This window comes from Bordetella sp. H567 (assembly GCF_001704295.1).
In the GTDB taxonomy this organism is placed as follows: domain Bacteria; phylum Pseudomonadota; class Gammaproteobacteria; order Burkholderiales; family Burkholderiaceae_B; genus Bordetella_C.
Genome location: NZ_CP012334.1, coordinates 1,529,550 through 1,552,434 on the forward strand (window position 1 = coordinate 1,529,550; position 22,885 = coordinate 1,552,434).

The following is a 22,885-nucleotide window of genomic DNA, read 5'->3' on the forward strand; positions in this document are numbered from 1 at the left end:
GATGTCGTTCACGGTATGGGCTGGGGTTCGGGCGTGGAGATGGCCGCCAGTTCGGCGCCGATCCGCAAGACCGCGTCGCACAGGCGATCGACATCCGCGGGGGCGGTGCGATGGTTGACGATGGCCGCGCGGATGGCCAGCCTGCCATGCACGCGCGTGGTCGATGGCGCGGCGATGCCGGATTCCTGCACGGCCAGCACGATGGCGGCGTTCAGGCGGTCGTCGGCGGCCGCGTCGTGGCCGGCCGCGCGGTAGCCGAAGCAAACGATGTTCAGGGCGACGGGAGCCAGCAGTTCCAGCGCCGGTTCGGCGTTGACGCGGCGCGCGAGGTGACGCGCGACATCGCAGGTGCGCGCGATGGCGGCGCCCAGCCGGTCGGCGCCGTAGACGGTCAGCGTGAACCAGGTCTTCAAGGCCCGAAAGCCGCGCGACAGGTCCGGACCGTAGTCGCAGGGCCAGGGCGAGCCCGCCGCCATTCCGCGGGTTTCCCGGCTCAGGTAGGCGGCGCTGGCGTCGAAGGCGGCGCGATGGGTTTCGCCGTCACGCACCAGGATGAAGCCGGCGTCGTAGGGCACCTGGCCCCATTTGTGGAAATCGAAAGCGATGGAATCGGCGCGTTCGATGCCGGCCAGCAGGGGGGCCAGGGCCGGCGACAGCATGGCCAGGGCGCCGTACGCGCCATCGACGTGAAACCACAGCCCTTCGTCGGCGGCAACGTCGGCCAGGGCGTCCAGCGGGTCGACGGCCCCGACATCGACGGTGCCCGCGGTGCCGGCCACCAGGAAAGGCTGGAAGCCGGCGTGCCGATCGGCCGCGATGGCTGCGCGCAGGGCGGCCATGTCCATCCGGAAATCGCCGTCCACCGGAATCAGCCGCAGCGCATCGGATCCAAGTCCAGTGATGTCCATGGCCTGCGCGATGCAGTTATGGGCGCAGGCCGACGTATAGGCCGTCAGCCGGGTCGCTTGCGCCGCCACGCCGGTGCGCCGTACCGGCCGGCCCAGCGCCGCGGCGCGCGCGACCAGGACACCGACCAGGTTGGCCATCGACGTGCCGGTCACGAACAGGCCGCTGGCGGCTTCCGGGAAGCTGAACAGTTCGCGCATCCAGCGCGTGATCTGCCGTTCCACTTCCACCGGCACCTGATTGCGGCCGCCCAGATTGGCGTTCAGGCCCGCGGCCAGCGTTTCGGCCAGCATGCCGATCGCCGTGCCGCCGCCGTGCACCCAGCCCATGAAGCCCGGATGGGCGTTGCCGACGGCATAGGGCAGGATGTCGCGCATGAAGCGTTCATGCGCCGCCTCCAGGCTGGACGGCGCGCGCGGCAGGGCCTCATGGAAGCCGGCGCGGATTTCGGCGGGCGCGGGCTGCCAGACCGGGCGCTCGCGCAGCGTGGACAGGTAGTCGAACATGTCGTCGAGCATCCTGTGGCCTTGCGCGCGCAGGTCCGTCCAATCGTCGGGATCCAGCGAACCGTCGGGCAAGGGCGGCGCGGCGGGGGAATGGGTCATGCGTGTCTGCTGGGTAAAGTGGCGCCAAGGCGCGCCCGTATCGGGCACGGCCGCAGGCATGTTGCCATTGCCGGTGCCGGCGGGGATATCCGATCAGCGGGCGAGTACCGGGCCATTTTGGGCTTTTGCCCCGGGCAAGCCCGGCGGGCGGGTTGTATTTACAATTCCCGCCGTCCCGTACCGTCGCGCTGCGCCATCCCGGCGTAGCGAAACGGCGCCACGCAGCAGGAGACACCGTGAGCATCGCGAAGCATGAGGCTAGCCCCGGAAACGCGGAATCATCCGCAAGCGGCCACGGGACATCCGCTGGCGGCCCGGGGCCATCCGGGGCGGGCGAGGGCGCCTCGGGCGCCGCCGGCGGGGGCCAGGGCATGCCCGGCGGTGGACAGGGCGTCGCATGGCTGGTGGCCGGCGCATTCTTCATGGAAATGCTGGACGCCACGGTCATCACCACGGCCTTGCCGGAGATGGCGCGCAGCTTCGGGGTACGGCCGGCCGATATGTCGATCGGGATGAGCGCCTACCTGCTGGCGCTGGCGGTGTTCATTCCCGTCAGCGGCTGGGTGGCGGACCGTTATGGGCCACGGCGGGTGTTCGGTGGCGCGCTGGCGCTCTTCACCGTGGCGTCCATCCTGTGCGGCCTTTCGCAATCGCTGACGCAGTTCACGGCCGCGCGCATCCTGCAGGGCCTGGGCGGGGCGATGATGGTGCCCGTCGGCCGGCTGGCCGTGTTGCGGGTCACACCCAAGCAAGACTTGGTCAAGGCGATCGCCATCATCACCTGGCCGGGCCTGGCGGCGCCCGTGATCGGGCCCTTGGTCGGCGGCATCGTGACGTCCACGCTGAGCTGGCATTGGATTTTTTTCCTGAACGTACCGCTGGGCCTGATCGCGCTGGTGGCCAATGCGCGCCTGGTACGCGGCGCGGCGGGCGGCCCACGGCCTTTCGACGTCATGGGCTTCGTGCTGACCGGCGTGGGCTGCAGCGTGCTCATGTATGCCGTCGACCTGTGCGGCAAGCTGGACGTGGACGTCGGCCAGGTGCTGGGCCTGATGGCGCTGGCCGTGGTGTCGCTGGCCTTGGCCGCGCGCCATCTGCGGCGGACGCGGCATCCCCTGGTGGATCTGTCGCCCATGCGCTACCAGACCTTCGCGGTCACGATGTATGGCGGGTCGCTGTTCCGCATCGCCATCGGCAGCGCCCCATTCCTTTTGCCCTTGATGTTCCAGGTGGGCTTCGGCCTGTCGCCGGTGCAGGCCGGCTCCTTGATGCTGGCCCTGTTCGGCGGCAATCTGGCGATGAAGCCGGCGACCAGCTGGGTGATGCGCACGTATGGCTTCCGGCGTGTCCTGGTGGTCAATGGGCTGCTGGTGGCGATGGGCTTCGCGCTGTGCGCCACCCTGACCGCGGGGACGCCGGTGTGGTGGACATCGGCCTTGCTGTTCGTCGCCGGCCTGAGCCGGTCCATGCAGTTCACGGCGCTGAATACCCTGGGGTTCGCCGACGTGCCCAAGCCGGCCATGACGGGCGCCACGACGCTGTTCAGCGCGTGCCAGCAGCTCAATGCCGGGCTCGGTATCGCGTTCGGCGCGGTGGCGCTGCGCGCCGCCGAATGGGTCAGCGGCAACGGCCAGGCCGCGCCCGGACCCTTGCAGTTCAGGATCGCCTTGCTGCTATCCGCGGCGCTGGCCGCCGCGGCCGTCATCGACAGTGTGCGCCTGCCCGCCAATGCCGGCGCGGACATCAGCGGCCATCGGCGTCCCGCGTGAACGAAACGGGCCGATGGCCGGGCGCCGGGGCCCTAGTCGCCGTCTTCGCTCGCCGTCACGTGGTCCTGCCCCGCTTCCAGGAAGCGCTTGAGCCGCAGCAGGTCGTCGCGCGCCTGCACGCCCGGACTTTCTCCCCATAGCTTGGCCACGATGCGGCCGAGCTCGCCGGCCGGCGGCTCGTAGGCGATGATGGCCTGCACCTCCGTACCCAGCCCGACCACGTCGCTGAAGTTCAGCGAGCCCGTGTGCCGTATCGGCGATTCGGGCGTGGATTCCCACGCGATGCGGGTGTCCGGCACGTCCTCGGTGACGACCGTATCCCACTCCAGGGTCCTGCCCAGCGGTGCTTCGATGGTCCAGTGGCTGTGCCGCTCATCGACCACGTCCACCCGCTTGATGTGCTGCATGAATTGCGCCACGTTCTGGAACTCGCGGCAGAAGGCGTAGACCTCGTGGATGGGCCGCTGTATGACGATGCGTTGCGACGATGCCGCCGCCGTCTGCCAGCCGCGTTCCGCCGCCACCAGCCGTTCGTGCGGCGTCTTGGCAAGCCGCGCCTTGACCGCACAGCGGCCGGACAGCCCGCGGCTGACCAGCGCGCCGCCGGCAAGCGCGGACAGAACGCCAATGATGCCGCCTCGCCGCAGGCCGGCCAACACCAGGGCACCGCCGCCGACGCCGGAGATCCAGCGTTCCTTGTCGTTCAGGTTCATCGGCCCGATCTGCGGCTTGGCGGACAGGAAGGACAGCAACTGCGACACGTTCTTGGACGTTGTGGATGCCATGGGTTTCTCCGCGCCGGCTCAATGGGCATGCTGCGCGTGCCGGTTGGCGGCGCGGGTGCGGGCCGCCTTGCGCGCGGCGGCGGAGCGGCCGGCGGCGCCCTTGGTTTGCGCGGCCTTGCGCGCTGCCGCCGAGCGGTCGGACGCGGTGCGCTTGCGGGCCGCGGTCTTGGCCTGTCCCGACAGCGCGCGCTTGGACGCGCCGGCGGTGCTTTCGCGCTTCAGGGCGCGGGTGGTGGCTGCAGAGCGCTTGGCGGACTTGGGGCCGCCCTTGTCGGTCTTGGCCTTGGCCTCGTCCTGGCTGGCCTTTTTCTTGGTGGCCTTGGAGGCGGTGGACTTGGTTGGCACCTTGACGCCGGACCGCCGCGCTTCCGACAAGCCGATCGCGACGGCCTGCTTGGCCGACCGCACGCCATGCTTGCCTTCGCGTACGTGTTCGATCTGTTCGCGGACGAATTCGCCGGCCTGGGTGGACGCCGACTTGCCTTGTTTCTTGTCGCGCTCCGCGCGGGCGAGGGTTTTGCGTTCGGGCATGATCACCTCCGTCGTAGAGCGGGCTCAGGTTGGGCCCGATGGGTGTCGGTTCGCGCAGCAAACCCCATGCCGTGCATCGCGCCGGTAGATGCCGTGGACCGCGGTGTCCGCGTGGCGCGCACGGCATTTGCGGACGGCCTGAGCGGGGTCCGTCCGGACCCCGCTCATTGCCGTGCGCGGCGATCAAGGAGAACTCACATGGCCAATCACGTATACAAGCAGATCGAGCTGGTCGGTTCGTCGACCAGCTCCAGCGACGACGCGATTTCGCGCGCCATCGAGCGGGCATCATCGACCCTGCGCAATATCGAGTGGTTCGAGGTGACGAACGTCCGCGGGCACATCGAACAGGGCAAGGTCGCCCATTGGCAGGTATGCCTGAAAATCGGCATGCGCATCGAGGACACGGATTGACCGCGTCCGCGCCTTTCTACGCCGCCTGTTTTTCCACCCACGCGACATACCGGTCCACCCAACCCTGCAGGAAGGCGCGGGTGTCGGTATTCGCGATGGCGCCGTCGGCGTCGAAGAAGCCCTCCTTCATCTGCAGGAAGACCTCCGGCAGCGTCAGGATCACCGACCCCTCCGCCGCCAGGATGTTGCGCAGGTGCTGCTGGGCCATCGCGGTGCCCGCAGGGCTGGGCGAGATGCCGACCATGCCGCCAGGCTTGCCGGCCCACACGTTCTGGCCGTAGGGCCGCGTGCCCCAATCGATGGCGTTCTTCAGCGCGGCGGGAATGGAGCGGTTGTGTTCCGGCGTCACGAACAGCACACCGTGCGATTGGCGGATCTGGTCCTTGAAGGCGGTCGCGGGTGCGGGCATGGATTGGTCCAGATCCTGGTTGTACAAGGGAAGATCCAGGTTGGCGTGGGTCAGCTTGAAGTGCGAGGGCATCAGCTTTTCCAGCGCGTGGGCCAATTGCAGGTTGAACGAAGCCTTGCGCAGGCTGCCGACGAGGACGGCGATCTGGTAGTCCATGATTACGCTCCCTGAACAGGTGATGGGGTCCCCCAGTGTAGGGGACCACGCGTCGCGCGAGTAAGGCAAAACACGGGCCAGGCGGCGCGGGGGCCGCGCCCCTGCGCTTGTGCGCACGCCGCGCCTGCGGGCCGGCATGGACTGCCGTGCCGGGCGGGCTTGCGGGATGATGTGCACCGCCGTGGTGCCTGAGCGCGGGTTTTCACTAGGGCAGGGAATTGTGCGGTGCAGAAAATGCCTTCATCCTCCCCAAGTAACCCGGGTGAGGGGCGGATATTGCACTGCAAAAATTGGCACGCATATTGCTCTACTTGAACTTGCCAGCGCCGTATCTGGCCAGACCCAGGAGCAGTACGCCATGTCCGCCACCGCCATGCCAGCCCCCGTCACCCTGCTGATCACGCGCCAGATCGCGCCGGAACGCTACAGCGATTTCCTGTCATGGCTGCGCCAGGGAGAGATCCTGGCGGCGGGCTTTCCCGGCTTCCTGGGCTCCGGCGTGCTGCAGCCGCCGGAAGGGGGAGATCAATACCAGATCGTCTTGCGTTTCCATGACGAGGACAGCCTGGCCCGCTGGGAGCACTCGCTACCGCGCAGGATGTGGCTGGAACGCGGGCGCGAACTGGTGCGCGAGAGCCGTGTGCACCGGGCAACCGGCATGGATGCCTGGTTCGGTTCGCCCCGGCGCGCGCCCCCGCGCTGGAAGCAGGCATTCAGCATCTGGGTGGTCTATTGTCCGTCGCTGCTGTTGTTCAACGTCGTTTTCCAGGACCTGCTGGCGTCGCTGTCGCTCTTCTGGCGGGTGTTGGTGACGACGTCGACCATGAGTCCCATCCTTTCCTTCTTCCTCATTCCCTTCATCAGCCGGGTCCTGCACGGCTGGCTGCATCCGGCCACCGGGCGGGCGGACGGGATGCGGTCGGGATCCGCCCGATACACGCGTTGCCTGGGTGCGCGATCGCGATAGCGCACCGTGGCTTCTGATAAAGTCCGGCTGGTTTTCGGCGGCGGTGCCGCCGGCCATGGATATTCAGGAGCCCCGCATGATCCTCAACCTGGACGGCTTTGCCGCCATGATTCCCACCGCCGTCGATATCGGGCTGAACCTGCTTTGGGGCGTGGTGATACTGGGCCTGGGCTGGTGGGCGGCGGGCCTGCTGGGCCGCTGGGTGCGGCGCCTGGCGCAGCGGTCCGAGCGTGTCGACCGCACCGTCGTTCCGATGTTCTGCACGACCGTCGTGTGGTCCGTGCGCGTCTTCACGCTGATCGCGGTGCTCGCGCAATTTGGCGTGCAGACGGCCAGCATCATCGCCGTGCTCGGCGCCGCCGGCCTGGCCGTGGGCCTGGCACTGCAGGGCACGCTGCAGAACATCGCCGCCGGCATCATGCTGCTGATGCTGCGCCCCATACGCGCGGGCGAGTATGTGGCGCTCAGTTCCGGCAGCGAGGGCACCGTGGAGGAAGTCGGCCTGTTCCTGACGCGGCTGGTGCAAGGCGACGGCATCCACGTGACCTTGCCCAACAGCACGATCTGGAACGCCACCATCACCAACTACAGCCGCAACGCCACGCGCCGTTTCGACATGGCGGTTGGCATACGCTACGGCGACGACCTGGACCTGGCGATCGCCACGCTGCGCGATACGGTAAGCGCCCACCCCCTGGCGCTGCAGTCGCCCGCGCCGGACGTGCGCGTCTTCGAATACCGCGACAACGTCGTTATCGTGAACGTACGGGTATGGGCGGAGTCCGCGCGCTATTGGGAATTTCGCTGGGATCTGCTGCACAAGACGCGCCTGGCGCTGGATGCCGCCGGCCTGCGTCCGCCCGTGCCGGTGCGCGAAGTGGTCAACCTTGCAGGCGCGCCAGTTCAGCCTTGATCCAGCCGGCGATTTCCCGTTGCCGCTGGGCCGGCATGCGGTCGATGATGGCCGTGACGCTGATCGCCAGCGACGGGACGCCCTCGTCATCGAGCAGCGCGCATCCGACGCCCAAGGCGCCGCGCACGGCATGGTTGCCCACCACGGAATAGCCGCGCGACCGGGTGTTTTCGATCAGGCGCAGCATTTCGTGCGAGGTCATCCCGCCGTATTCGTCCAGGTGCGCCGCGTTGCGCTCGACGATGCCGCGGGCCTCGTCGTCAGGCAGCGCCGCCAGCAGCGCCATGCCGCCGGAGCCGACGCCCAGCGGCTGCCGCTTGCCGGCATAGGTGGCAAGGATCTGCACCGGATAGCCGCCGATCTCGCGGTGCAGGCTGACCGACTCGTCGCCCTCGCGCACGACCAGGAACACCGCATCGCCGGTGCGTTCGGCCAGCCGTCGCAGCGCCGGCAACGTCTGCCGCAGGCGGGGATCCGCCTCCGCCACGCCGGCCTCCTGCGCCAATTGGGCGCGATACCGCTTCGTGCCGGCGATGGGGTGGGCAAGTCCGGCTTCCATCAATGCCGCCATCAGGCGATAAATCGTAGGACGCTGGATACCGGTGTAGCGCGCCAGGTCGGTAACGCCCAGGCCGTTCGCGCCATGGTCGCGCAGTGCCGCCAATACCTGCAGCCCGCGGCGTAGCGTGCGAGGTCCGACCGCGTGGGACGTGGCATCTTCCGTGATGCCGGGCGGCGCATGGCCGCTGAGGGCTGGCGAGGTATGCATGGCAGGAAACCAGAACGGAAACGTCCGCGGGGCGGACGATATATGCGGGATTTGTTGCAAATGTAGCGGGATTGCGGACAATCCTGCGGCAAAAAGAATACTAAACGTCCACTACCCGGACAGCATAATCGAAACGTCCATTACCTGGACACTTTTGGAGTGAGACAGATGAGTCAAAAGCTTGCCCTGTTCCGTCGCGCCGCCGCTACGCTCGCCAGCGCCGCCGCCCTGTTCGCCGCCAGCGCCCCCGCGCAGGCCGCCTACCCAGACAAACCCGTGCGCATCGTGGTCGGTTTCTCCGCCGGCGGCACCACCGACGTGATCGCGCGCATCATGGCCAAGGAGCTGACGGAATCCCTGCACCAGTCCTTCGTCATCGAGAACAAGCCCGGTGCCGGCAGCAATATCGGCGCCGAGTACGTTGCCCGTGCCACGCCGGACGGCTACACGCTGTACTTCGTGGCGGTGACCAGCGCCATCAACCAGACTTTGTATTCCAAGCTGAACTTCGATTTGGTGAAGGATTTCGCGCCCATCGCCCTGGCCGCCAAGGTGCCCAACGTGCTCGTGGTGAACCCGCAGCTGCCGGTCAAATCCGTCAAGGAGCTGATCGACTACGCCAAGGCCCACCCCGGCAAGCTGGCCTTCGCGTCGTCGGGCAGCGGTACGTCCATACACATGGCCGGCGAGCTCTTCAAGCTGCAGGCGGGCGTCGATGTGCTGCACGTGCCGTACAAGGGCAGCGCGCCCGCGCTGACGGACTTGATCGGCGGACAGGTGCAGTTCATGTTCGATAACATGCCGTCGTCCTGGCCGCATGTGCAATCGGGCAAGCTGCGCGCCCTGGCCGTCACGACCAAGGAACGTTCGCCGACGGCGCCAGACCTGCCCACCATGGCCGAGTCGGGCTTCCCCACCTTCGATGTGTCGTCCTGGTTCGGACTGATCGCGCCCAAGGGCACGCCTCCAGACGTCATCAAGACGCTGAACGCGGCGATGGAAAAGGCGCTGGACAAGCCCGAGGTGAAGGATGCCTTCGACAAACTGGGCGCGGTCCCGTCCAAGACCACGCCCGCGCAGTTCGGCGAGTTCATCCAGTCGGAAGTCAAGACCTGGGCGACCGTGGTGAAGGCGTCCGGGGCCCGCGTCGACTGAAGGACGGGGGCGTCCCGCGGCTACGCGGTGGGGCGGCCAGCAGTGTTGCCCGCCCGGCCGCTATTCCGCGGGCTTGGCGGTCTTCAGCATGGCCGTGCACACGCCGCGCAGCATATCGACTTCGTCGCGGGTCAGGGCGCTGCGGCTGAACAGGTGGCGCATGCGCGGCATCAGCTTCTTGGGATGCTTCGGGTCCAGGAACTTCACGGCCACCAGGGCTTCTTCCCAATGCGCCAGCAAGGCATGCACGGCTTCCACCGGGGCCGGCGCCGCGCCGGGGTCGGGCGCCTGCGCCGTCGTGGCCGGCAGCAGGCTGCCGCCCTGCGCGGAGATCAGCGCATAGCGCAATTCCCACGCGGCCAGCTGCAGGGCCTGCGCGACGTTCAGCGAGCTGTATTCGGGATTGGCGGGGATGTGGCAGATGCGGTGGCAGGCGGCGATCTGGGCATTGGTCAGCCCGGCGCGTTCCGTTCCCAGCACGATCGCCACGCCGCCCGTTTCGTGGCTGTCCAGGTGCTCCCGCGCCAGGACCGCGGCTTCGCGGATATCGCAGGGCGGCGGCCCCAGGTCGCGCACCCGTGCCGTCAGCGCGAAGGCCAGCGTGACCGGTCCCAGGGCGTCTTCCAGCGTATCGTGCACGCTTGCGCGCGCCAGCACGTCGCCGGCGCCGCTGGCCAGGGCCACCGCTTCCGGCTGCCCCACCATATCCTCCAGCCGCGGCGCCACCAGCGCCAGGTCGGAAAATCCCATGGTTTTGATGGCGCGCGCGGCAGAGCCCACATTGCCCGGATGGCTGGGCGCCACCATGACGAAACGTACCCGGGCGTATGCCGGTTCGGTTGTCGATGCCTGAGTCATTTAAAATGCCACGTTTGGCGCTGTGGAGCCGGCCGTCCGGCGGGCTACCGACCGCGCATTAGCGAAAATCGTACGGAATTTTATGCACCCGATGCTCAACATCGCCATCAAGGCGGCCCGGCGTGCCGGCACCATCATCAATCGTGCCAGCCTCGACCTGGAAAGACTGAACGTGGCTCGAAAGGGGCCGCGGGATTATGTCACGGAAGTCGATCAAGCCGCGGAGACGTCCATCGTGGAGACGCTGCGCACGGCGTATCCGGACCATGCCGTCATGGGCGAGGAATTCGGGCTGCAGGGCGATGAACACGCCGAATTCCGCTGGATCATCGATCCCCTGGATGGCACGACCAACTTCATCCACGGCTTGCCCAACTACGCCGTATCGATCGCCCTGATGCAGCGCGGCGTGGCAGTGCAGGCGGTGATCTACGACCCGTCGCGCAACGAAATGTTCACCTCCAGCCGGGGCGGTGGGGCCTTCCTGAACGATCGCCGCGTGCGCGTTTCCGGGCGTACACGCTTACACGAGGCCTTGCTGGGCGCGCATTGGCCGGGTTCGGCCGAGCCCGACCAGGGCGGCGGCAAGTTCAAGCAGATGGCGCAGGGCAGCGCCGGCGTGCGCCGCATGGGCGCGACGGTACTGGACCTGGCCTACGTGGCCTGCGGCCGGCTTGACGGTTTCTGCGGCGTGGCGCTCAAGTCCTGGGACATGGCGGCGGGCAGCCTGCTGGTGCAGGAAGCCGGCGGCCTGGTGGCGGATTTCACCGGCGAACAGGGCTGGCTGGAATCGGGCAATGTGCTGGCCGCCAGTCCCAAGATCTTCACGCAGATGCTGGGCGTGCTGCAGGGGTCGGCCGGCTAGGACGATCTCAACGCCGGGCAGGTGAACCGGCTGTTGCCCGCCACCGCCTTTCGCCTTGGGCGCGCCCGGCGGGGACGATGTCCCCTGTGCCCGCCCGGTGAACGGCGCGTCGCACCGTGCCCGGTAAATGGTCAGACCCGTCGGGCCTGGCCTTGCGCGCGCGGGGCCAACTTGTGGGTAGGCCGGGGGAGAGGGGGCCGCGGGCGCTCGGGCAGGGGGCCGATCGGGTCTGTGTATCTATTTCAACGCCTGCCCGGTGAACGCACCATCGTCCACACGGACTAAGGCCCTGCCCGCGCCTGGGCATACGGTCCAAGGCGCCTGGCGAATTTCCCCGCCTTTGCGTGACCGGCGTGTAGCGGGTTTTCCATGTACGATTACCGGTCCCTCACTGCTGGAGTTGCCAATGGAGTGGCTGCTGGACCCCGCTGCCTGGGTCGGCTTGCTTACCCTAGTCATCCTCGAAATCGTCCTCGGGATCGACAACCTTATCTTCATCGCCATCCTGGCGGACAAGCTGCCCCCCGCGCAACGCGACCGCGCGCGCCTGATGGGTTTGTCGATGGCGCTTGTCATGCGGCTGGTGCTGCTGTCCGTCATGTCCTGGCTGGTCACGCTGACCGAGCCGCTCTTCTCCATCGGTCTCCTGCATCCCTCGGCACGCGATCTCATCCTGATGGCCGGCGGTTTCTTCCTGCTCTTCAAGGGCACGATGGAACTGCACGAACGCCTGGAAGGCGGCATGCAGGTCAGTTACGGGCCACGCGTCTATGCCAGTTTCTGGGTCATCGTCACGCAGATCGTCGTGCTGGACGCCGTGTTTTCGCTCGATTCCATCATCACGGCCGTGGGCATGGTGGATCACCTGGTCATCATGATGATGGCGGTGATCATCGCCATCGGCATCATGCTGGTGGCGTCCAAGCCGTTGACGCGCTTCGTCAACGCGCATCCCACGGTGGTCGTGCTGTGCCTGGGATTCCTGCTGATGATCGGCTTCTCGCTGGTGGCCGAGGCCTTCGGCTTTAAGGTGCCCAAGGGCTACCTGTACGCCGCCATCGGCTTCTCGGCGCTGATCGAGGCCCTGAACCAGGTCGCCCGCCGCAACCTGCTCAAGCTGGACTCGCGCCGGCCCATGCGCGAACGCACGGCCGAGGGTGTGCTGCGCATGCTGGGCAAGCGCCCGCCGCAACCCGTCATGGACGAGCCCGAGGCCGCGGAATCCCGGGAATCGGGGGAAGCGCCGGCCTTCGGCGTGGAGGAACGCAATATGGTCAGCGGCGTGCTGACGCTGGCCGAGCGTTCCATCCATTCCATCATGACGCCGCGCACGGATATTTCCTGGATCGATATCAACGATGACGCGGCCACCATGCGCGGGCAGATCGAGGCGGCGCCGCATACCTTCTTTCCGGTGTGCCGCGGCAGCCTGGACGAAGTGCTGGGCATCGGCCGCGCCAAGGAAATGGTGGCGGACTTGATCACCGAAGGCAACATCCGCCCCAACCGGCTGCGCGATCCCATCATCGTCCATGAGTCCATCGGCATCCTGCGCCTGATGGACACGCTCAAGCGCGCGCGCGGACAGTTGGTGCTGGTGGCCGACGAATTCGGCGCCATCGAAGGCCTGGTGACGCCCATGGACCTGTTCGAGGCCATCGCCGGCGAATTCCCCGACGAGGACGAACTTCCGGACATCGTCCACGAGGGCGACGGCAGGTGGAAGATCGACGGCGCGGCGGACCTGCGACACGTCGAGCAGGTACTGGAAACCGATGGCCTGGTGGACGAAGCGCAGGACTACGCCACCCTGGCGGGCTACCTGTTGTCGCGCTTCGGCCATCTGCCGCAGCCGGGCGACAGCTGCGAGTTCGTGGCGCCGCACCAGCGCTACCGTTTCGAGGTGCTGCAACTGGACGGACGCCGTATTGCCTCCGTCGGCGTGGAGCGCCTACCCTTCGAGCTTTCGTCGCCCGACGAAAGCGCTTCATCCTGAGCGCCCTACCTGACTGACCGAGCCGCACCGTGACCGACTACACCTTGTACCTGATCAAGGCCTTCTTCCTGGGCATTATCGAGGGGCTGACGGAGTTCATCCCCGTCTCCAGCACCGGCCATCTCATCCTGATCGGCGACTGGATCAATTTCCAGTCCAGCTCGGCCAAGGTGTTCGAGGTGGTCATCCAGTTCGGCTCCATCCTGGCCGTGATGTGGATCTTCCGCGCACGCCTGTGGCAGTTGATCCAGGGCACCTTCACCGGCGTGCGCAGTGAAATAATGTTCACGCGCAACCTGCTGCTGGCCTTCCTGCCGGCCGCGGTCATCGGCGCCATCTTCATCCACGCCATCAAGAATCTGTTCTACCACCCCGCCGTCGTGGCGACGACCCTGGTACTGGGCGGCCTGATCATGCTGTACGTGGAACGCCATACGCATCGCACGCGCGGCGCTGCGGCCGGCGCGGGCGGGGACGACAGCGCGTCGGAGACCCACGCGACCGCGCACCGGCTGGAGCAAATCTCGTGGAAGCAGGCGCTGGGCGTGGGCGCGGCGCAATGCCTGGCCATGGTCCCGGGCGTTTCGCGATCCGGGTCCACCATCATCGGGGGCATGATCGCCGGCATACAGCGCAAGACGGCGACGGAGTTTTCCTTCTTCCTGGCCATGCCCACCATGCTGGGCGCCGCGGTGTACGACTCCTACCGCAACATGAGCGTGCTCAGCCAGCATGACGTCGTCGGGATCGCGGTGGGGTTCATCGCGGCCTTCCTGAGCGCCCTGGTGGTGGTTCGCGCTGTGCTGCGTTTCGTCGCCAATCACACCTACCGGGTTTTCGCCTGGTATCGCATCGCGCTGGGCATTCTCGTCGCCGTGGTGTTGTTCGCGCACTGAGCGCATCGCGCATCCGGCGCCGGCGTGGTGCCGGCGTCCCTCAGGCGACTTCCAGGTCGAACAACTGCAATCCGTCCCGGTCGATGGACAGCCAGCCCCCGCGGGGCGGCTGCGCATGATCGCAGTCCCAGTCCGGCAGGACCCATCGTTCCCGGCGTTTGCCGGCCACATCCAGCACATGGCGATCCGGGCGGTGGGTATGGCCATGTATCAACGTGGCCACGCCGGTATCGCGGAACAGGGCCTCGACCGCGTCCGCGTTCACGTCCATGATGTCCGCGTGCTTGGCCTGCGTGGCCGCCTTGCTTTCGCCGCGCGCCTGTTGCGCCAGGGTCAGCCGCTCCGGGATGGATTTGCCCAGGAATTCCTGTTGCCAGGCGGGATCCCGCACCATGGCGCGAAACGTCTGGTAGGCCTCATCGTCCAGGCACAGCTCATCGCCGTGCGTCAGCAGGATCACGCCGTAGTCCGTATCCAGCAGGGCGGGCTCCGGCAGCAGGTGCGCGCCCACGGTCTGCGCCAGTTCCGCGCCCATCAGGAAATCGCGGTTGCCGCGTCCCAGCCAGACGGGAATGGCGGCGGTCGTGCGCTGCAGCGCCTGCAGGACCGACGCCAGCCAGGGCGGCGCCTGGCGTATGACGTCGTCGCCTATCCATGCGTCGAAGATATCCCCCGGCAGCAGGAGCGCGGACGCTTCGGCCGCCGCTGCTTCCAGAAAACCCAGGAAGGCTTCGGACGTGGCCGGCGTGGCCGGCCCCAGATGCATGTCCGACGCTACCCAGATCGTCCCGGGCAGCGTGATCTTATTCAACAACTTCGGCCTTCTCGATGATGACGTCCTGCGCGGGGACGTTCTGGTGAAAGCCGCTGTTGCCGGTCTTCACGGCCTTGATCTTGTCGATCGTGTCCGTGCCTTCGGTGACCTTGCCGAACACCGTATAGCCCCAGCCGTTGGCCGTGGGGGCGGTGAAGTTCAGGAAGTCGTTGTCCGCGACGTTGACGAAGAACTGCGCCGTTGCCGACTGCGGGTCGCTGGTGCGTGCCATGGCGACCGTGTATTTGTCGTTTTTCAACCCGTTGTTGGCCTCGTTTTCCACGGGCGCGTGGGTCTGCTTTTGCTTCATGCCCGGTTCGAAGCCGCCGCCCTGGATCATGAAGCCGTCGATGACGCGATGGAACACGGTGTTGTTGTAGAAGCCTTCCTTGACGTAGGTCAGGAAGTTCGCCACCGTCTTCGGCGCCTTGTCGGCATCCAGGGTAATGACAAAGGCGCCGTAGTTGGTCGTCATCTTGACGCGGGGGGAAGAAGCCATGGAATGTTTGCCCTCGGTAGTGTTGGTGGAGGTCGCGCCGGTGGGCGCGGCGCCGGCGGTCGCCGGCAGGATCGCGGCGAACGCCACGCCGCATGCCGCATAGCGCAGCACGCGCAGTACAGAAGCTGAGAACGTCATTGTTTACTCGGTTCCTTCAACAGATTGTCGACGGCGCGGGCTTTGTTGCCGCTGCCCGTGACGCCCAGTTTGGCGGCTTCGCCATAGGACCGACGCGCCTGGAGCAATTGGACGTCGGCCAGGTTGGCGCGTGCCGCCGCGTAGTCGGGGTCGGCGCGCAAGGCATTGCGCAAGGCCGTTTCGGCCCGGTCGATCTCGCCCCGCTTGGCATAGATGACCGCCATGTTGTTCCAGGGTTCCGGCAATTCGGGGAAGCGGGACGTCATGTCTTCATAGATATCCAACGCTTCCTGTTCGCGGCCCAGGGCCGCCAGCACGCGCGCATGCTGGAATTCGAGCTGGACATCGGTGCCGCCCGGCGGGGGCGGATTGGCGGTTTGGGCCAGGCGCTTTTCGATCATTGCAAGCGCCTCCTCATTGCGGCCGGTACTGATCAACTGTTCGATTTTGTCGGTGATCTGCGAAGGCGTGGGTTGCAAGCGCGTGTCCACGCCCGGCTTGGCCGCTTCGAGCAGGCGCGCCAGCGCATCCCAGCCGCCTTCGGGCGGGGGCTCGTCCAGCGTGGTCGCATTGTTGCTGCGGCCGGGGCTGGCGGAGCCGCCGGGCATGCCCTGCGCTTCAGCCGCGCCTATGGGCAGCCACAGCAGGGCGGCTGCCAGCAGGGCCGGAATGAGTCGTGTCTTGATGGTCACTCGGGTTTCCAGTGTAAGCCTGGCCGGCCGCGCGTCATGCGCGCGCGGTCAGGCCGCTTGCTATACTTGACGACCGCCATTTTAGCCTTGTCCGGGGCAACCCGTGGCGCGCCGCCGGGGCGTGGCCGCCAGGACACGGTATGCCGGTCATCCCATCCATGCGACACGGCCGTCCCCGGTCGGCGGGCCGCGGCGATGGCGGCAGTCCCGATACCGGCTCATCCATCTTATTTCTATGCTGCACATCTACGACACGCTATCGCGCACGAAAGTCCCTTTCAACCCCGTCGAAGCCGGCCGGGTGCGCATGTACGTGTGCGGCATGACCGTCTACGATTACTGCCACCTGGGCCACGCGCGGATGCTGGTCGGTTTCGACATCATCCAGCGCTGGCTGCGCGCCAGCGGACTGCAGGTGGACTACGTCCGCAACATCACCGATATCGATGACAAGATCATCCGCCGCGCCGTGCAGACCAACCGGCGCATCGGCGAGGTCACTGCCTTCTTCATCGACGCCATGCACGCGGACGAGCGCGCGCTGGGCGTGCAGGCGCCGGATCACGAACCGCGCGCCACGGCGTACATCGGCGATATGCTCGACATCATCGGCAAGCTCGAGGCCAACGGCCTGGCCTATCGGGCGCAGGACGGCGACGTCAATTTCGCGGTGCGCGGCTTTGCCGGCTACGGCAAGCTGTCGGGTAAATCCCTGGACGACCTGCGCGCCGGCGAGCGCGTGGCGGTCGCCGCGGGCAAGCGGGATCCCCTGGATTTCGTGCTCTGGAAGGCGGCCAAGGCGGAGGAGCCGGACGATACCAAATGGCAGTCGCCCTACGGATTGGGCCGGCCGGGTTGGCATATCGAATGTTCCGCGATGAGCAAAAGCCTGCTGGGCCTGCCGCTGGATATCCATGGCGGCGGTCCGGACCTGAAATTTCCGCACCACGAAAACGAAATCGCCCAGACCGAAGGTGCTTACGGCGGCGTCCTGGCCAATGTGTGGATGCATTGCGCCCCGCTCATGGTCGACGACGACAAGATGTCCAAGTCGCTCAACAACTTCCGCACCATCCGCCAGACCGTGGCGGCGGGCGAGCTCGACGACAGCAAGGCGGATTACGCCTTCAATCCGCGCGAAGCGGAAATGGTGCGCTTCTTCATTGCGCGCAATCACTATCGCAGTCCGCAGAACTACACCCCGGACAATCTGAACGACGCGCAGAACGCGCTGGACCGCCTGTACCAGGCCCTGGCGAACACGGCGCCGGACGGGCAGGGCGTGGACTGGGACGAACCCCAGGCCCAGGCTTTCAAGGCCGCGATGGACGACGATTTCAATACCTCCGGCGCGATGGCCGCGCTGTTCCAGCTGGCCGGCGACGCCAACCGTACCGGCAGCGCGCGCACGGCGGGCCAGCTGAAGGCGCTTGGCGCCATCCTGGGCCTGCTGCAGCAGGATCCGCAGGCCTACCTGCGCACGCCCACCCGCTACAAGCTGGGCACGGCCGCCCCGTCGGCCGCCATGGACGACACCACCATCCAGAACCTGATCGACGCGCGCGCCGCCGCCAAGCGCGACCGTGACTTCGCCGAAGCCGACCGCATCCGCGGCGCGCTGCGCGAAGCCGGGATCGAGCTCGAAGACAAGCCGGGCGGCGTCACCAACTGGCGCCGGGTTTGAGCCGCATCCAGGAGCCGCCCGTCATGCCGACCGTCGATACCACCGTCAGCAAGCCGCACTATTGGGAAGATGCCGTCTCCCACCTGGTGCGCCGCGACCGCATTTTGAAAAAACTCATCCCGCAGCATCCGGAAGTCTGGCTGACGCCGCTGGGCACGCCTTTCGTGACGCTGGCGCGTTCCATCGTCGGCCAGCAGATCTCGGCCAAGGCGGCCGAAGCGTCCTGGCAGCGCTTCGTGCAGGCGGCCGGCGCACGGCCCTCGCCCACGTCGGTGCTGCGCGTCGGCGTGGAAGGGCTGCGCGAAGCGGGCCTGTCCAAGCGCAAGGCCGAATACGTGCAGGACCTGGCGGCGCATTTCAGCGAACGCAAGGTCCACCCGGACCGCTGGCCCCTGATGGAGGACGAGGCCGTCATCGAGGAACTGGTCGCCATCCGCGGCATCAGCCGCTGGACGGCGGAAATGTTCCTGATCTTCAATCTCCAGCGGCCGGACGTCCTGCCGCTGGACGACCTGGGATTGCTCAAGGCGATCTCGCTACACTATTTCAGTGGCGAACCCGTCTCGCGCTTCGAGGCGCGGGAAGTTTCGCTGGCCTGGCAACCCTGGCGTACCGTGGCAACCTGGTATCTGTGGCGCAGCCTGGACCCGCTCTCGGTCTAGGCCACGCCCCGATGCCGCATGGCCCAACAACGGAACCACACCTACATGCGCAATACCTTCCTGGACTTCGAACAACCGCTGGCCGAGCTCGACAACAAGATCGAACAGCTGCGTTTCGTGCAAGCCGACTCCGCGGTCGACATCTCCGACGAAATCGCACGCCTGCAGCAGAAAAGCCAGGCCCTGGCCAAGGAGATCTACGGCAAGCTGACGCCTTGGCAGACCGCGCTGGTCGCCCGGCATCCGCAGCGTCCTTACACCATGGACTATGTCCGGGAAATCTTCACCGATTTCCATGAACTGCACGGCGACCGCATGTACGCCGACGACCAGTCCATCATTGGCGGGCTGGCGCGCTTCAACGGCACGTCGTGCATGGTCATCGGCCACCAGAAGGGCCGCGACACCAAGGAACGCGCGATGCGCAACTTCGGCATGCCGCGCCCGGAGGGCTATCGCAAGGCGTTGCGCCTGATGCGCCTGGCGGAAAAATTCGGCGTTCCGGTCTTCACCTTCGTCGACACGCCGGGCGCCTATCCGGGCATCGGGGCGGAAGAGCGCGGGCAATCGGAAGCCATCGGCCACAACCTGTACGCCATGGCCGAACTGCGGGTTCCCATCATCGCCACCGTCATCGGCGAAGGCGGGTCCGGCGGCGCGCTGGCCATTGCCGTCGCCAACGCGGTCCTGATGCTGCAGTACGCCACGTACTCCGTGATCTCGCCCGAAGGCTGTGCGTCCATCCTGTGGCGCAGCCCCGACAAGGCCCCCGAAGCCGCCGAAGCGCTGGGCATCACCGCGCCGCGGTTGAAGGACCTGGGGCTGATCGATCGCGTGGTCAACGAACCCGTGGGCGGCGCGCACCGCGATCCGCGCGTCATGGCACGCCTGCTGCGCCGTTCCTTGGGCGATACCATGCGCCAGCTGTCCGGCATGACCGCCGACCAGCTGGTGGAGCAACGCCTGCAACGCGTCCTGGGGTATGGCCGCGTCCAGGAAGCGCGCGCCTGACATCTTCGCGACCTGGCATCATGGCCCCCGCCGACGATCCCGACAGCGAGGGCTTCCGCAAGCCGGCGGGAACCGGACGTCCGGCTGGGCCGGGCAAACCGGCTGCGTCGGGCAATCCGGCTGGGCCGGGCAATCCAGCTGGGCCAGGCAATTTAGCTACGCCGGGCAATCCAACGCCCGGCAATCCAGCTGCCCCGGGCGATCCAGCTGCGCCGGCCAATCCAGCTGCGTCCGGCAATCCATCGCCAGATAGCAATCCAGCGCGACGTGGCGGTCCTGCTGCTCCTGCATCGTCGGCGCGCGTGCGCTCGGCGCCTGACCAGCCCGCGACAGGGTCCGGGGATACGCGCAGCGCACTGATGCGTCCCCTGCGAGATGCCTTGGCCCCGGCGCGGGCCGATTCCCAACCCGTCGGCGTGGCCGTCAGCGGCGGGGCCGATTCCGTCATGCTGGCCGTGCATGCCGCCGCGGCGGCCCGGGATCTGGGCATCCCGCTGCATCTCCTGCACGTCCACCATGGCCTGTTCGAACAGGCCGACGGCTGGGCGGATGCCGTGCGCCGGCTGGCGGACGCGCTGCAAACCCCTGTGCACATCCTGCGCGTGCAGGTTGCCGTCAGCGACGGCAGCGGCATCGAAGCGGCTGCCCGACAGTCGCGCTATGCGGCGCTGGGTCAGGCGGCGGCCGATCTGGGCCTGCGCCATATCCTGCTGGCCCATCACCGCGACGACCAGGCGGAAACCGTGCTGCTGCGCCTGCTGCGCGGTGCCGGGCCGACCGGGTTGGCGGCCATGTCGCCGTGCATGACGCGCGACGGCGTGGTCTACCTGCGCCCCTGGCTGGACATCCCGCGCGCCGCCATTCGCGACGCCGCGGCCGCCTATGCCGCCGGGCACGGCTGGATGCCGGTGCAGGATCCTTCCAATGCCGACGAGCGCTACACGCGGGCTGCCTTGCGCACCCTGCTGGTCCCGGCCCTGGATGCGCGCTGGCCGGGCTGGCAGGCGATCGTGGCTCGCCATGCGCGCCTGGCGGGGGAGAGCGCCCAGATCCTGGACGAGGTCGCTGCCGGCGATTTCGCCGGGCTGGAGCCCTCCGCCCTGGGCGACAGCTTCTCCCTGGCCTCCTGGCGACGCCTGTCGTCCGCGCGGCAGGCCCACGTCCTGCGCTACTGGCTGGCGCGGCAGGGCGCCCGCATGCCGACCGAAGCGCGCCTGGCCGAGCTGCTGAAACAATTGCGGCAGCTGCACAGCCTGGGGCACGACCGCCACCTGGTCTGGAACCACGCCGCCCATTGCGTGCGCTGCATCCGCGGAAGAGTCAGCGTCGCGCCGCGGGAAAAATCCTGATCGCCGCGGATTTCCTGGATGGGGTCGTGCCCAGACACGGCACTGCATGGTCCCAGCCAGGCCAGCGGCATGGGCCGATACAGGCAGCGCCCGATGTGCGCCCAGCGTTTTTTTCACGGCACGCTAAAATACCCAGCTTTGCCTGCCGGGCATGACGGCAGATTTCCAGCCAGAGTACGAGATGTCCCTGATCGTTCATAAGTATGGCGGTACTTCGATGGGCTCGGTCGAGCGCATCAAGAACGTGGCGCGCCGCGTCGCGAAGTGGCATGCCGCCGGTCACAAAGTCGTGGTCGTGCCATCCGCCATGGCGGGCGAGACCAATCGCCTGCTGGGCCTGGCCCGGGAAATCACGCCGCAGCCCGATGGCCGTGAACTGGACATGATCGCCGCCACCGGCGAACAGGCCTCCAGCGGCCTGCTGGCCGTGGCGCTGCACGCCGAAGGCGTGGACGCGCGCAGCTACGCCGGCTGGCAGGTGCCCGTGCGCACCGATTCCGCCTACACCAAGGCCCGCATCACCTCGATCGACGACGAGCGCATCCGCGCCGACCTGGACGCCGGCCGCGTCGTCATCGTGACGGGTTTCCAGGGCATCGACGAGGACGGGCATATCACCACGCTGGGCCGCGGTGGTTCCGATACGTCCGCCGTTGCCGTGGCCGCCGCCATCAAGGCCGATGAGTGCCTGATCTACACCGACGTGGACGGCGTATACACCACCGACCCGCGTGTCGTGCCGGAAGCGCGCCGCATGCCCGTGGTGTCCTTCGAGGAAATGCTGGAAATGGCCTCGCTGGGATCCAAGGTGCTGCAGATCCGCTCGGTCGAATTCGCCGGCAAGTACCGCGTGCCCACGCGCGTCCTGTCCTCGCTGACCGACCCCATGATTCCGCTCGACGAAGAAATGCGCTCGGGCACGCTGATTACCTTTGAGGATGACGAAAAAATGGAAGCCGCCGTTGTCTCCGGCATCGCCTTCAGCCGCGACGAAGCCAAGATCACCCTGCTGGCCGTGCCGGACAAGCCCGGCGTGGCCTATTCCATCCTGGGCCCTGTCGCCGCCGCCAACATCGACGTGGACATGATCGTCCAGAACCAGTCGGTCGCCGGCACCACCGACTTCTCCTTTACCGTCAACCGCAACGAGTTCCTGCGCACCATCGACGTGCTCAAGCGCGATGTCATGCCCGCCGTGCACGCCCGCGAACTCGTCACCGACGACAAGGTCTGCAAGGTGTCCATCGTCGGCATCGGCATGCGCTCGCACGTCGGCGTCGCCAGCCTGATGTTCCAGACCCTGTCGAACGAAGGCATCAACATCCAGATGATCAGCACCAGCGAAATCAAGACCTCGGTGATCATCGACGACAAGTACATGGAATTGGCCGTCCGCTCGCTGCACAAGGCCTTCGGGCTGGACCAGGCGCCCGGCGCAAAGGCGTAAGGTTTTCCGTATCGGGTCGCTTCCAGGCTCTGATTGGAATAGCCGGGTTTTCCGGTGCGATCAGGAAGAGATCCATGCTTTGGGAAGCTGCGATACCGGGCGTTAAACCCTGGCCGCCATCCGGCCCTGTTGCGGCCGGATGACAGCGAAACCGCGGTTCTTTATGCTAGAATCGCGAATTCTTCGGAGACGTGCCCGAGAGGCTGAAGGGGCTCCCCTGCTAAGGGAGTATGTGGCTAAAAACTGCATCGTGGGTTCGAATCCCACCGTCTCCGCCAAGAGCTTTCATAGGCTTGGTTCGAATTACTCAAAAACCCGCACAGCGTCAGGCTCTGCGGGTTTTGTCATCTTGCGATCATCGCATTCTTCGCGATATCGATTCCGGATCTTGGCACCATCATCGTCAGTGTGACCGACGTGCCGACCGCAACTTCCATTGCATATTTCGCTGCCACAGCGAAGAGAGCCGTAGCCGCCGTGATGTGGGCGAACAGCGAACGTTGAATGCCGTGGGGCGACATGGCAAGCGGGGATGCGAATCGGACCGCATCTTGTTGAACGACCTGCGCCAGCGATGCACTCATTCACGCATTGC

At 66.9% G+C, this 22,885-nt stretch carries 24 protein-coding genes and 1 tRNA gene; 14 read left to right on the forward strand and 11 right to left on the reverse strand.

Annotated elements, in window-relative coordinates:
• Positions 1–8: 8 nt before the first annotated feature.
• Positions 9–1,511 carry a pyridoxal phosphate-dependent decarboxylase family protein gene (locus AKI39_RS06920; RefSeq protein ID WP_066642351.1) on the reverse strand — a complete coding sequence of 501 codons (1,503 nt, stop codon included), beginning with the start codon at positions 1,509–1,511 and terminating at the stop codon, positions 9–11.
• A gap of 236 nt (positions 1,512–1,747) precedes the next feature.
• Here AKI39_RS06920 and AKI39_RS06925 point away from each other — a divergent pair, with 236 nt between their 5' ends.
• Complete coding sequence (locus AKI39_RS06925; protein ID WP_338012422.1) at positions 1,748–3,280, forward strand: MFS transporter; 1,533 nt, start codon at positions 1,748–1,750, stop codon at positions 3,278–3,280.
• A gap of 32 nt (positions 3,281–3,312) precedes the next feature.
• Here the strand turns inward: AKI39_RS06925 and AKI39_RS06930 are convergent, their stop codons facing one another.
• Together AKI39_RS06930 and AKI39_RS06935 are read right to left on the reverse strand one after the other, a co-directional pair.
• The gene (locus tag AKI39_RS06930; protein WP_083228671.1) at positions 3,313–4,065 is read right to left on the reverse strand and encodes an SRPBCC family protein; all 753 of its coding nucleotides are present in this window, start codon (positions 4,063–4,065) and stop codon (positions 3,313–3,315) included.
• Between the two features lie 18 nt (positions 4,066–4,083).
• A complete protein-coding gene (locus AKI39_RS06935) occupies positions 4,084–4,596 on the reverse strand; it encodes a DUF6496 domain-containing protein (protein ID WP_066633999.1) in 513 nt (170 codons plus the stop codon).
• Positions 4,597–4,794: 198 nt separating this feature from the next.
• Between AKI39_RS06935 and AKI39_RS06940 the strand changes: the two genes are divergently transcribed.
• On the forward strand, positions 4,795–5,010 hold the full coding sequence (locus AKI39_RS06940) for a dodecin (protein ID WP_066634000.1): 216 nt from the start codon (positions 4,795–4,797) through the stop codon (positions 5,008–5,010).
• A 16-nt stretch (positions 5,011–5,026) separates the two neighbouring features.
• Here the strand turns inward: AKI39_RS06940 and AKI39_RS06945 are convergent, their stop codons facing one another.
• Complete coding sequence (locus AKI39_RS06945; protein WP_145925405.1) at positions 5,027–5,578, reverse strand: NADPH-dependent FMN reductase; 552 nt, start codon at positions 5,576–5,578, stop codon at positions 5,027–5,029.
• Between the two features lie 355 nt (positions 5,579–5,933).
• Here AKI39_RS06945 and AKI39_RS06950 point away from each other — a divergent pair, with 355 nt between their 5' ends.
• Both AKI39_RS06950 and AKI39_RS06955 read left to right on the forward strand, forming a co-directional pair.
• Positions 5,934–6,542 (forward strand): antibiotic biosynthesis monooxygenase, encoded by a 609-nt coding sequence (locus AKI39_RS06950; RefSeq protein WP_083228672.1) that lies wholly within the window; start codon positions 5,934–5,936, stop codon positions 6,540–6,542.
• A gap of 76 nt (positions 6,543–6,618) precedes the next feature.
• Positions 6,619–7,455, forward strand: a complete 837-nt coding sequence (locus AKI39_RS06955) for a mechanosensitive ion channel family protein (protein WP_066642369.1) — start codon at positions 6,619–6,621, stop codon at positions 7,453–7,455.
• On the opposite strand, the gene AKI39_RS06960 is transcribed toward AKI39_RS06955, so the two are convergent.
• Positions 7,424–8,224: an IclR family transcriptional regulator gene (locus tag AKI39_RS06960; RefSeq protein WP_066642372.1), complete on the reverse strand. Its 801-nt coding sequence runs from the start codon at positions 8,222–8,224 to the stop codon at positions 7,424–7,426. The genes AKI39_RS06955 and AKI39_RS06960 overlap by 32 nt on opposite strands.
• A 168-nt stretch (positions 8,225–8,392) precedes the next feature.
• Here AKI39_RS06960 and AKI39_RS06965 point away from each other — a divergent pair, with 168 nt between their 5' ends.
• Positions 8,393–9,379 carry a Bug family tripartite tricarboxylate transporter substrate binding protein gene (locus AKI39_RS06965; RefSeq protein ID WP_066634002.1) on the forward strand — a complete coding sequence of 329 codons (987 nt, stop codon included), beginning with the start codon at positions 8,393–8,395 and terminating at the stop codon, positions 9,377–9,379.
• Between the two features lie 60 nt (positions 9,380–9,439).
• Here AKI39_RS06965 and AKI39_RS06970 read toward each other — a convergent pair whose 3' ends face one another.
• Positions 9,440–10,186, reverse strand: coding sequence for an RNA methyltransferase (locus AKI39_RS06970; RefSeq protein ID WP_066634003.1), 747 nt, complete (start codon positions 10,184–10,186; stop codon positions 9,440–9,442).
• 133 nt (positions 10,187–10,319) lie between these two features.
• Here AKI39_RS06970 and AKI39_RS06975 point away from each other — a divergent pair, with 133 nt between their 5' ends.
• The 3 genes from AKI39_RS06975 to AKI39_RS06985 all read left to right on the forward strand — a co-directional run bounded on the left by AKI39_RS06975 (position 10,320) and on the right by AKI39_RS06985 (position 13,994).
• Positions 10,320–11,102: an inositol monophosphatase family protein gene (locus AKI39_RS06975; protein ID WP_066634006.1), complete on the forward strand. Its 783-nt coding sequence runs from the start codon at positions 10,320–10,322 to the stop codon at positions 11,100–11,102.
• 406 nt (positions 11,103–11,508) lie between these two features.
• Positions 11,509–13,098 carry a TerC family protein gene (locus tag AKI39_RS06980; RefSeq protein ID WP_066634008.1) on the forward strand — a complete coding sequence of 530 codons (1,590 nt, stop codon included), beginning with the start codon at positions 11,509–11,511 and terminating at the stop codon, positions 13,096–13,098.
• A gap of 29 nt (positions 13,099–13,127) precedes the next feature.
• A complete protein-coding gene (locus AKI39_RS06985) occupies positions 13,128–13,994 on the forward strand; it encodes an undecaprenyl-diphosphate phosphatase (protein WP_066634009.1) in 867 nt (288 codons plus the stop codon).
• A 40-nt stretch (positions 13,995–14,034) separates the two neighbouring features.
• On the opposite strand, the gene AKI39_RS06990 is transcribed toward AKI39_RS06985, so the two are convergent.
• The 3 genes from AKI39_RS06990 to AKI39_RS07000 all read right to left on the reverse strand — a co-directional run bounded on the left by AKI39_RS06990 (position 14,035) and on the right by AKI39_RS07000 (position 16,137).
• The gene (locus AKI39_RS06990) at positions 14,035–14,805 is read right to left on the reverse strand and encodes a UDP-2,3-diacylglucosamine diphosphatase (RefSeq protein WP_066634011.1); all 771 of its coding nucleotides are present in this window, start codon (positions 14,803–14,805) and stop codon (positions 14,035–14,037) included.
• On the reverse strand, positions 14,798–15,307 hold the full coding sequence (locus AKI39_RS06995; RefSeq protein WP_066642374.1) for a peptidylprolyl isomerase: 510 nt from the start codon (positions 15,305–15,307) through the stop codon (positions 14,798–14,800). The genes AKI39_RS06990 and AKI39_RS06995 overlap by 8 nt, the downstream gene beginning before the upstream one ends.
• Positions 15,308–15,441: 134 nt before the next feature.
• A complete protein-coding gene (locus AKI39_RS07000) occupies positions 15,442–16,137 on the reverse strand; it encodes a tetratricopeptide repeat protein (RefSeq protein WP_066634013.1) in 696 nt (231 codons plus the stop codon).
• Positions 16,138–16,372: 235 nt separating this feature from the next.
• Here AKI39_RS07000 and cysS point away from each other — a divergent pair, with 235 nt between their 5' ends.
• From cysS to AKI39_RS07015, 3 genes are read left to right on the forward strand one after another with little or no spacing between them, the layout of a single operon-like run.
• Positions 16,373–17,821 carry a cysteine--tRNA ligase gene (cysS, locus tag AKI39_RS07005; RefSeq protein WP_066634015.1) on the forward strand — a complete coding sequence of 483 codons (1,449 nt, stop codon included), beginning with the start codon at positions 16,373–16,375 and terminating at the stop codon, positions 17,819–17,821.
• A gap of 23 nt (positions 17,822–17,844) precedes the next feature.
• Entirely contained in the window at positions 17,845–18,483 is a 639-nt protein-coding gene (locus AKI39_RS07010) for a DNA-3-methyladenine glycosylase family protein (RefSeq protein WP_066634016.1), read from the forward strand.
• Positions 18,484–18,528: 45 nt separating this feature from the next.
• A complete protein-coding gene (locus AKI39_RS07015; protein ID WP_066634017.1) occupies positions 18,529–19,494 on the forward strand; it encodes an acetyl-CoA carboxylase carboxyltransferase subunit alpha in 966 nt (321 codons plus the stop codon).
• Between the two features lie 156 nt (positions 19,495–19,650).
• On the opposite strand, the gene AKI39_RS26160 is transcribed toward AKI39_RS07015, so the two are convergent.
• Positions 19,651–19,785, reverse strand: coding sequence for a hypothetical protein (locus AKI39_RS26160; protein ID WP_255364354.1), 135 nt, complete (start codon positions 19,783–19,785; stop codon positions 19,651–19,653).
• A gap of 68 nt (positions 19,786–19,853) precedes the next feature.
• Here AKI39_RS26160 and tilS point away from each other — a divergent pair, with 68 nt between their 5' ends.
• The 3 genes from tilS (at position 19,854) to AKI39_RS07030 (ending at position 22,568) form a co-directional block, all read left to right on the forward strand.
• On the forward strand, positions 19,854–20,843 hold the full coding sequence (tilS, locus tag AKI39_RS07020; RefSeq protein WP_066634019.1) for a tRNA lysidine(34) synthetase TilS: 990 nt from the start codon (positions 19,854–19,856) through the stop codon (positions 20,841–20,843).
• Positions 20,844–21,024: 181 nt separating this feature from the next.
• Positions 21,025–22,290 carry an aspartate kinase gene (locus tag AKI39_RS07025; protein ID WP_066634020.1) on the forward strand — a complete coding sequence of 422 codons (1,266 nt, stop codon included), beginning with the start codon at positions 21,025–21,027 and terminating at the stop codon, positions 22,288–22,290.
• Between the two features lie 185 nt (positions 22,291–22,475).
• Positions 22,476–22,568 (forward strand) — tRNA-Ser (locus AKI39_RS07030).
• Positions 22,569–22,634: 66 nt separating this feature from the next.
• On the opposite strand, the gene AKI39_RS07035 is transcribed toward AKI39_RS07030, so the two are convergent.
• Positions 22,635–22,874, reverse strand: coding sequence for a hypothetical protein (locus AKI39_RS07035; RefSeq protein ID WP_066634022.1), 240 nt, complete (start codon positions 22,872–22,874; stop codon positions 22,635–22,637).
• Between the last annotated feature and the right edge of the window lie 11 nt (positions 22,875–22,885).

Coding starts and splice junctions, on each gene's coding strand:
- AKI39_RS06995 (WP_066642374.1), bottom strand. CDS start 15,307: ATGGCTTCTTCCCCCCGCGTCAAGATGACGACCAACTACGGCGCCTTT.
- AKI39_RS06970 (WP_066634003.1), bottom strand. CDS start 10,186: ATGGTGGCGCCCAGCCATCCGGGCAATGTGGGCTCTGCCGCGCGCGCC.
- AKI39_RS06980 (WP_066634008.1), top strand. CDS start 11,509: ATGGAGTGGCTGCTGGACCCCGCTGCCTGGGTCGGCTTGCTTACCCTA.
- AKI39_RS07015 (WP_066634017.1), top strand. CDS start 18,529: ATGCGCAATACCTTCCTGGACTTCGAACAACCGCTGGCCGAGCTCGAC.
- AKI39_RS06930 (WP_083228671.1), bottom strand. CDS start 4,065: ATGGCATCCACAACGTCCAAGAACGTGTCGCAGTTGCTGTCCTTCCTG.
- AKI39_RS06935 (WP_066633999.1), bottom strand. CDS start 4,596: ATGCCCGAACGCAAAACCCTCGCCCGCGCGGAGCGCGACAAGAAACAA.
- AKI39_RS07035 (WP_066634022.1), bottom strand. CDS start 22,874: ATGAGTGCATCGCTGGCGCAGGTCGTTCAACAAGATGCGGTCCGATTC.
- AKI39_RS06965 (WP_066634002.1), top strand. CDS start 8,393: ATGAGTCAAAAGCTTGCCCTGTTCCGTCGCGCCGCCGCTACGCTCGCC.
- AKI39_RS06950 (WP_083228672.1), top strand. CDS start 5,934: ATGTCCGCCACCGCCATGCCAGCCCCCGTCACCCTGCTGATCACGCGC.
- AKI39_RS07010 (WP_066634016.1), top strand. CDS start 17,845: ATGCCGACCGTCGATACCACCGTCAGCAAGCCGCACTATTGGGAAGAT.
- AKI39_RS06975 (WP_066634006.1), top strand. CDS start 10,320: ATGCACCCGATGCTCAACATCGCCATCAAGGCGGCCCGGCGTGCCGGC.
- AKI39_RS06940 (WP_066634000.1), top strand. CDS start 4,795: ATGGCCAATCACGTATACAAGCAGATCGAGCTGGTCGGTTCGTCGACC.
- tilS (WP_066634019.1), top strand. CDS start 19,854: ATGCGTCCCCTGCGAGATGCCTTGGCCCCGGCGCGGGCCGATTCCCAA.
- AKI39_RS06960 (WP_066642372.1), bottom strand. CDS start 8,224: ATGCATACCTCGCCAGCCCTCAGCGGCCATGCGCCGCCCGGCATCACG.
- AKI39_RS06955 (WP_066642369.1), top strand. CDS start 6,619: ATGATCCTCAACCTGGACGGCTTTGCCGCCATGATTCCCACCGCCGTC.
- AKI39_RS26160 (WP_255364354.1), bottom strand. CDS start 19,785: ATGCAGGAGCAGCAGGACCGCCACGTCGCGCTGGATTGCTATCTGGCG.
- cysS (WP_066634015.1), top strand. CDS start 16,373: ATGCTGCACATCTACGACACGCTATCGCGCACGAAAGTCCCTTTCAAC.
- AKI39_RS06920 (WP_066642351.1), bottom strand. CDS start 1,511: ATGACCCATTCCCCCGCCGCGCCGCCCTTGCCCGACGGTTCGCTGGAT.
- AKI39_RS07025 (WP_066634020.1), top strand. CDS start 21,025: ATGTCCCTGATCGTTCATAAGTATGGCGGTACTTCGATGGGCTCGGTC.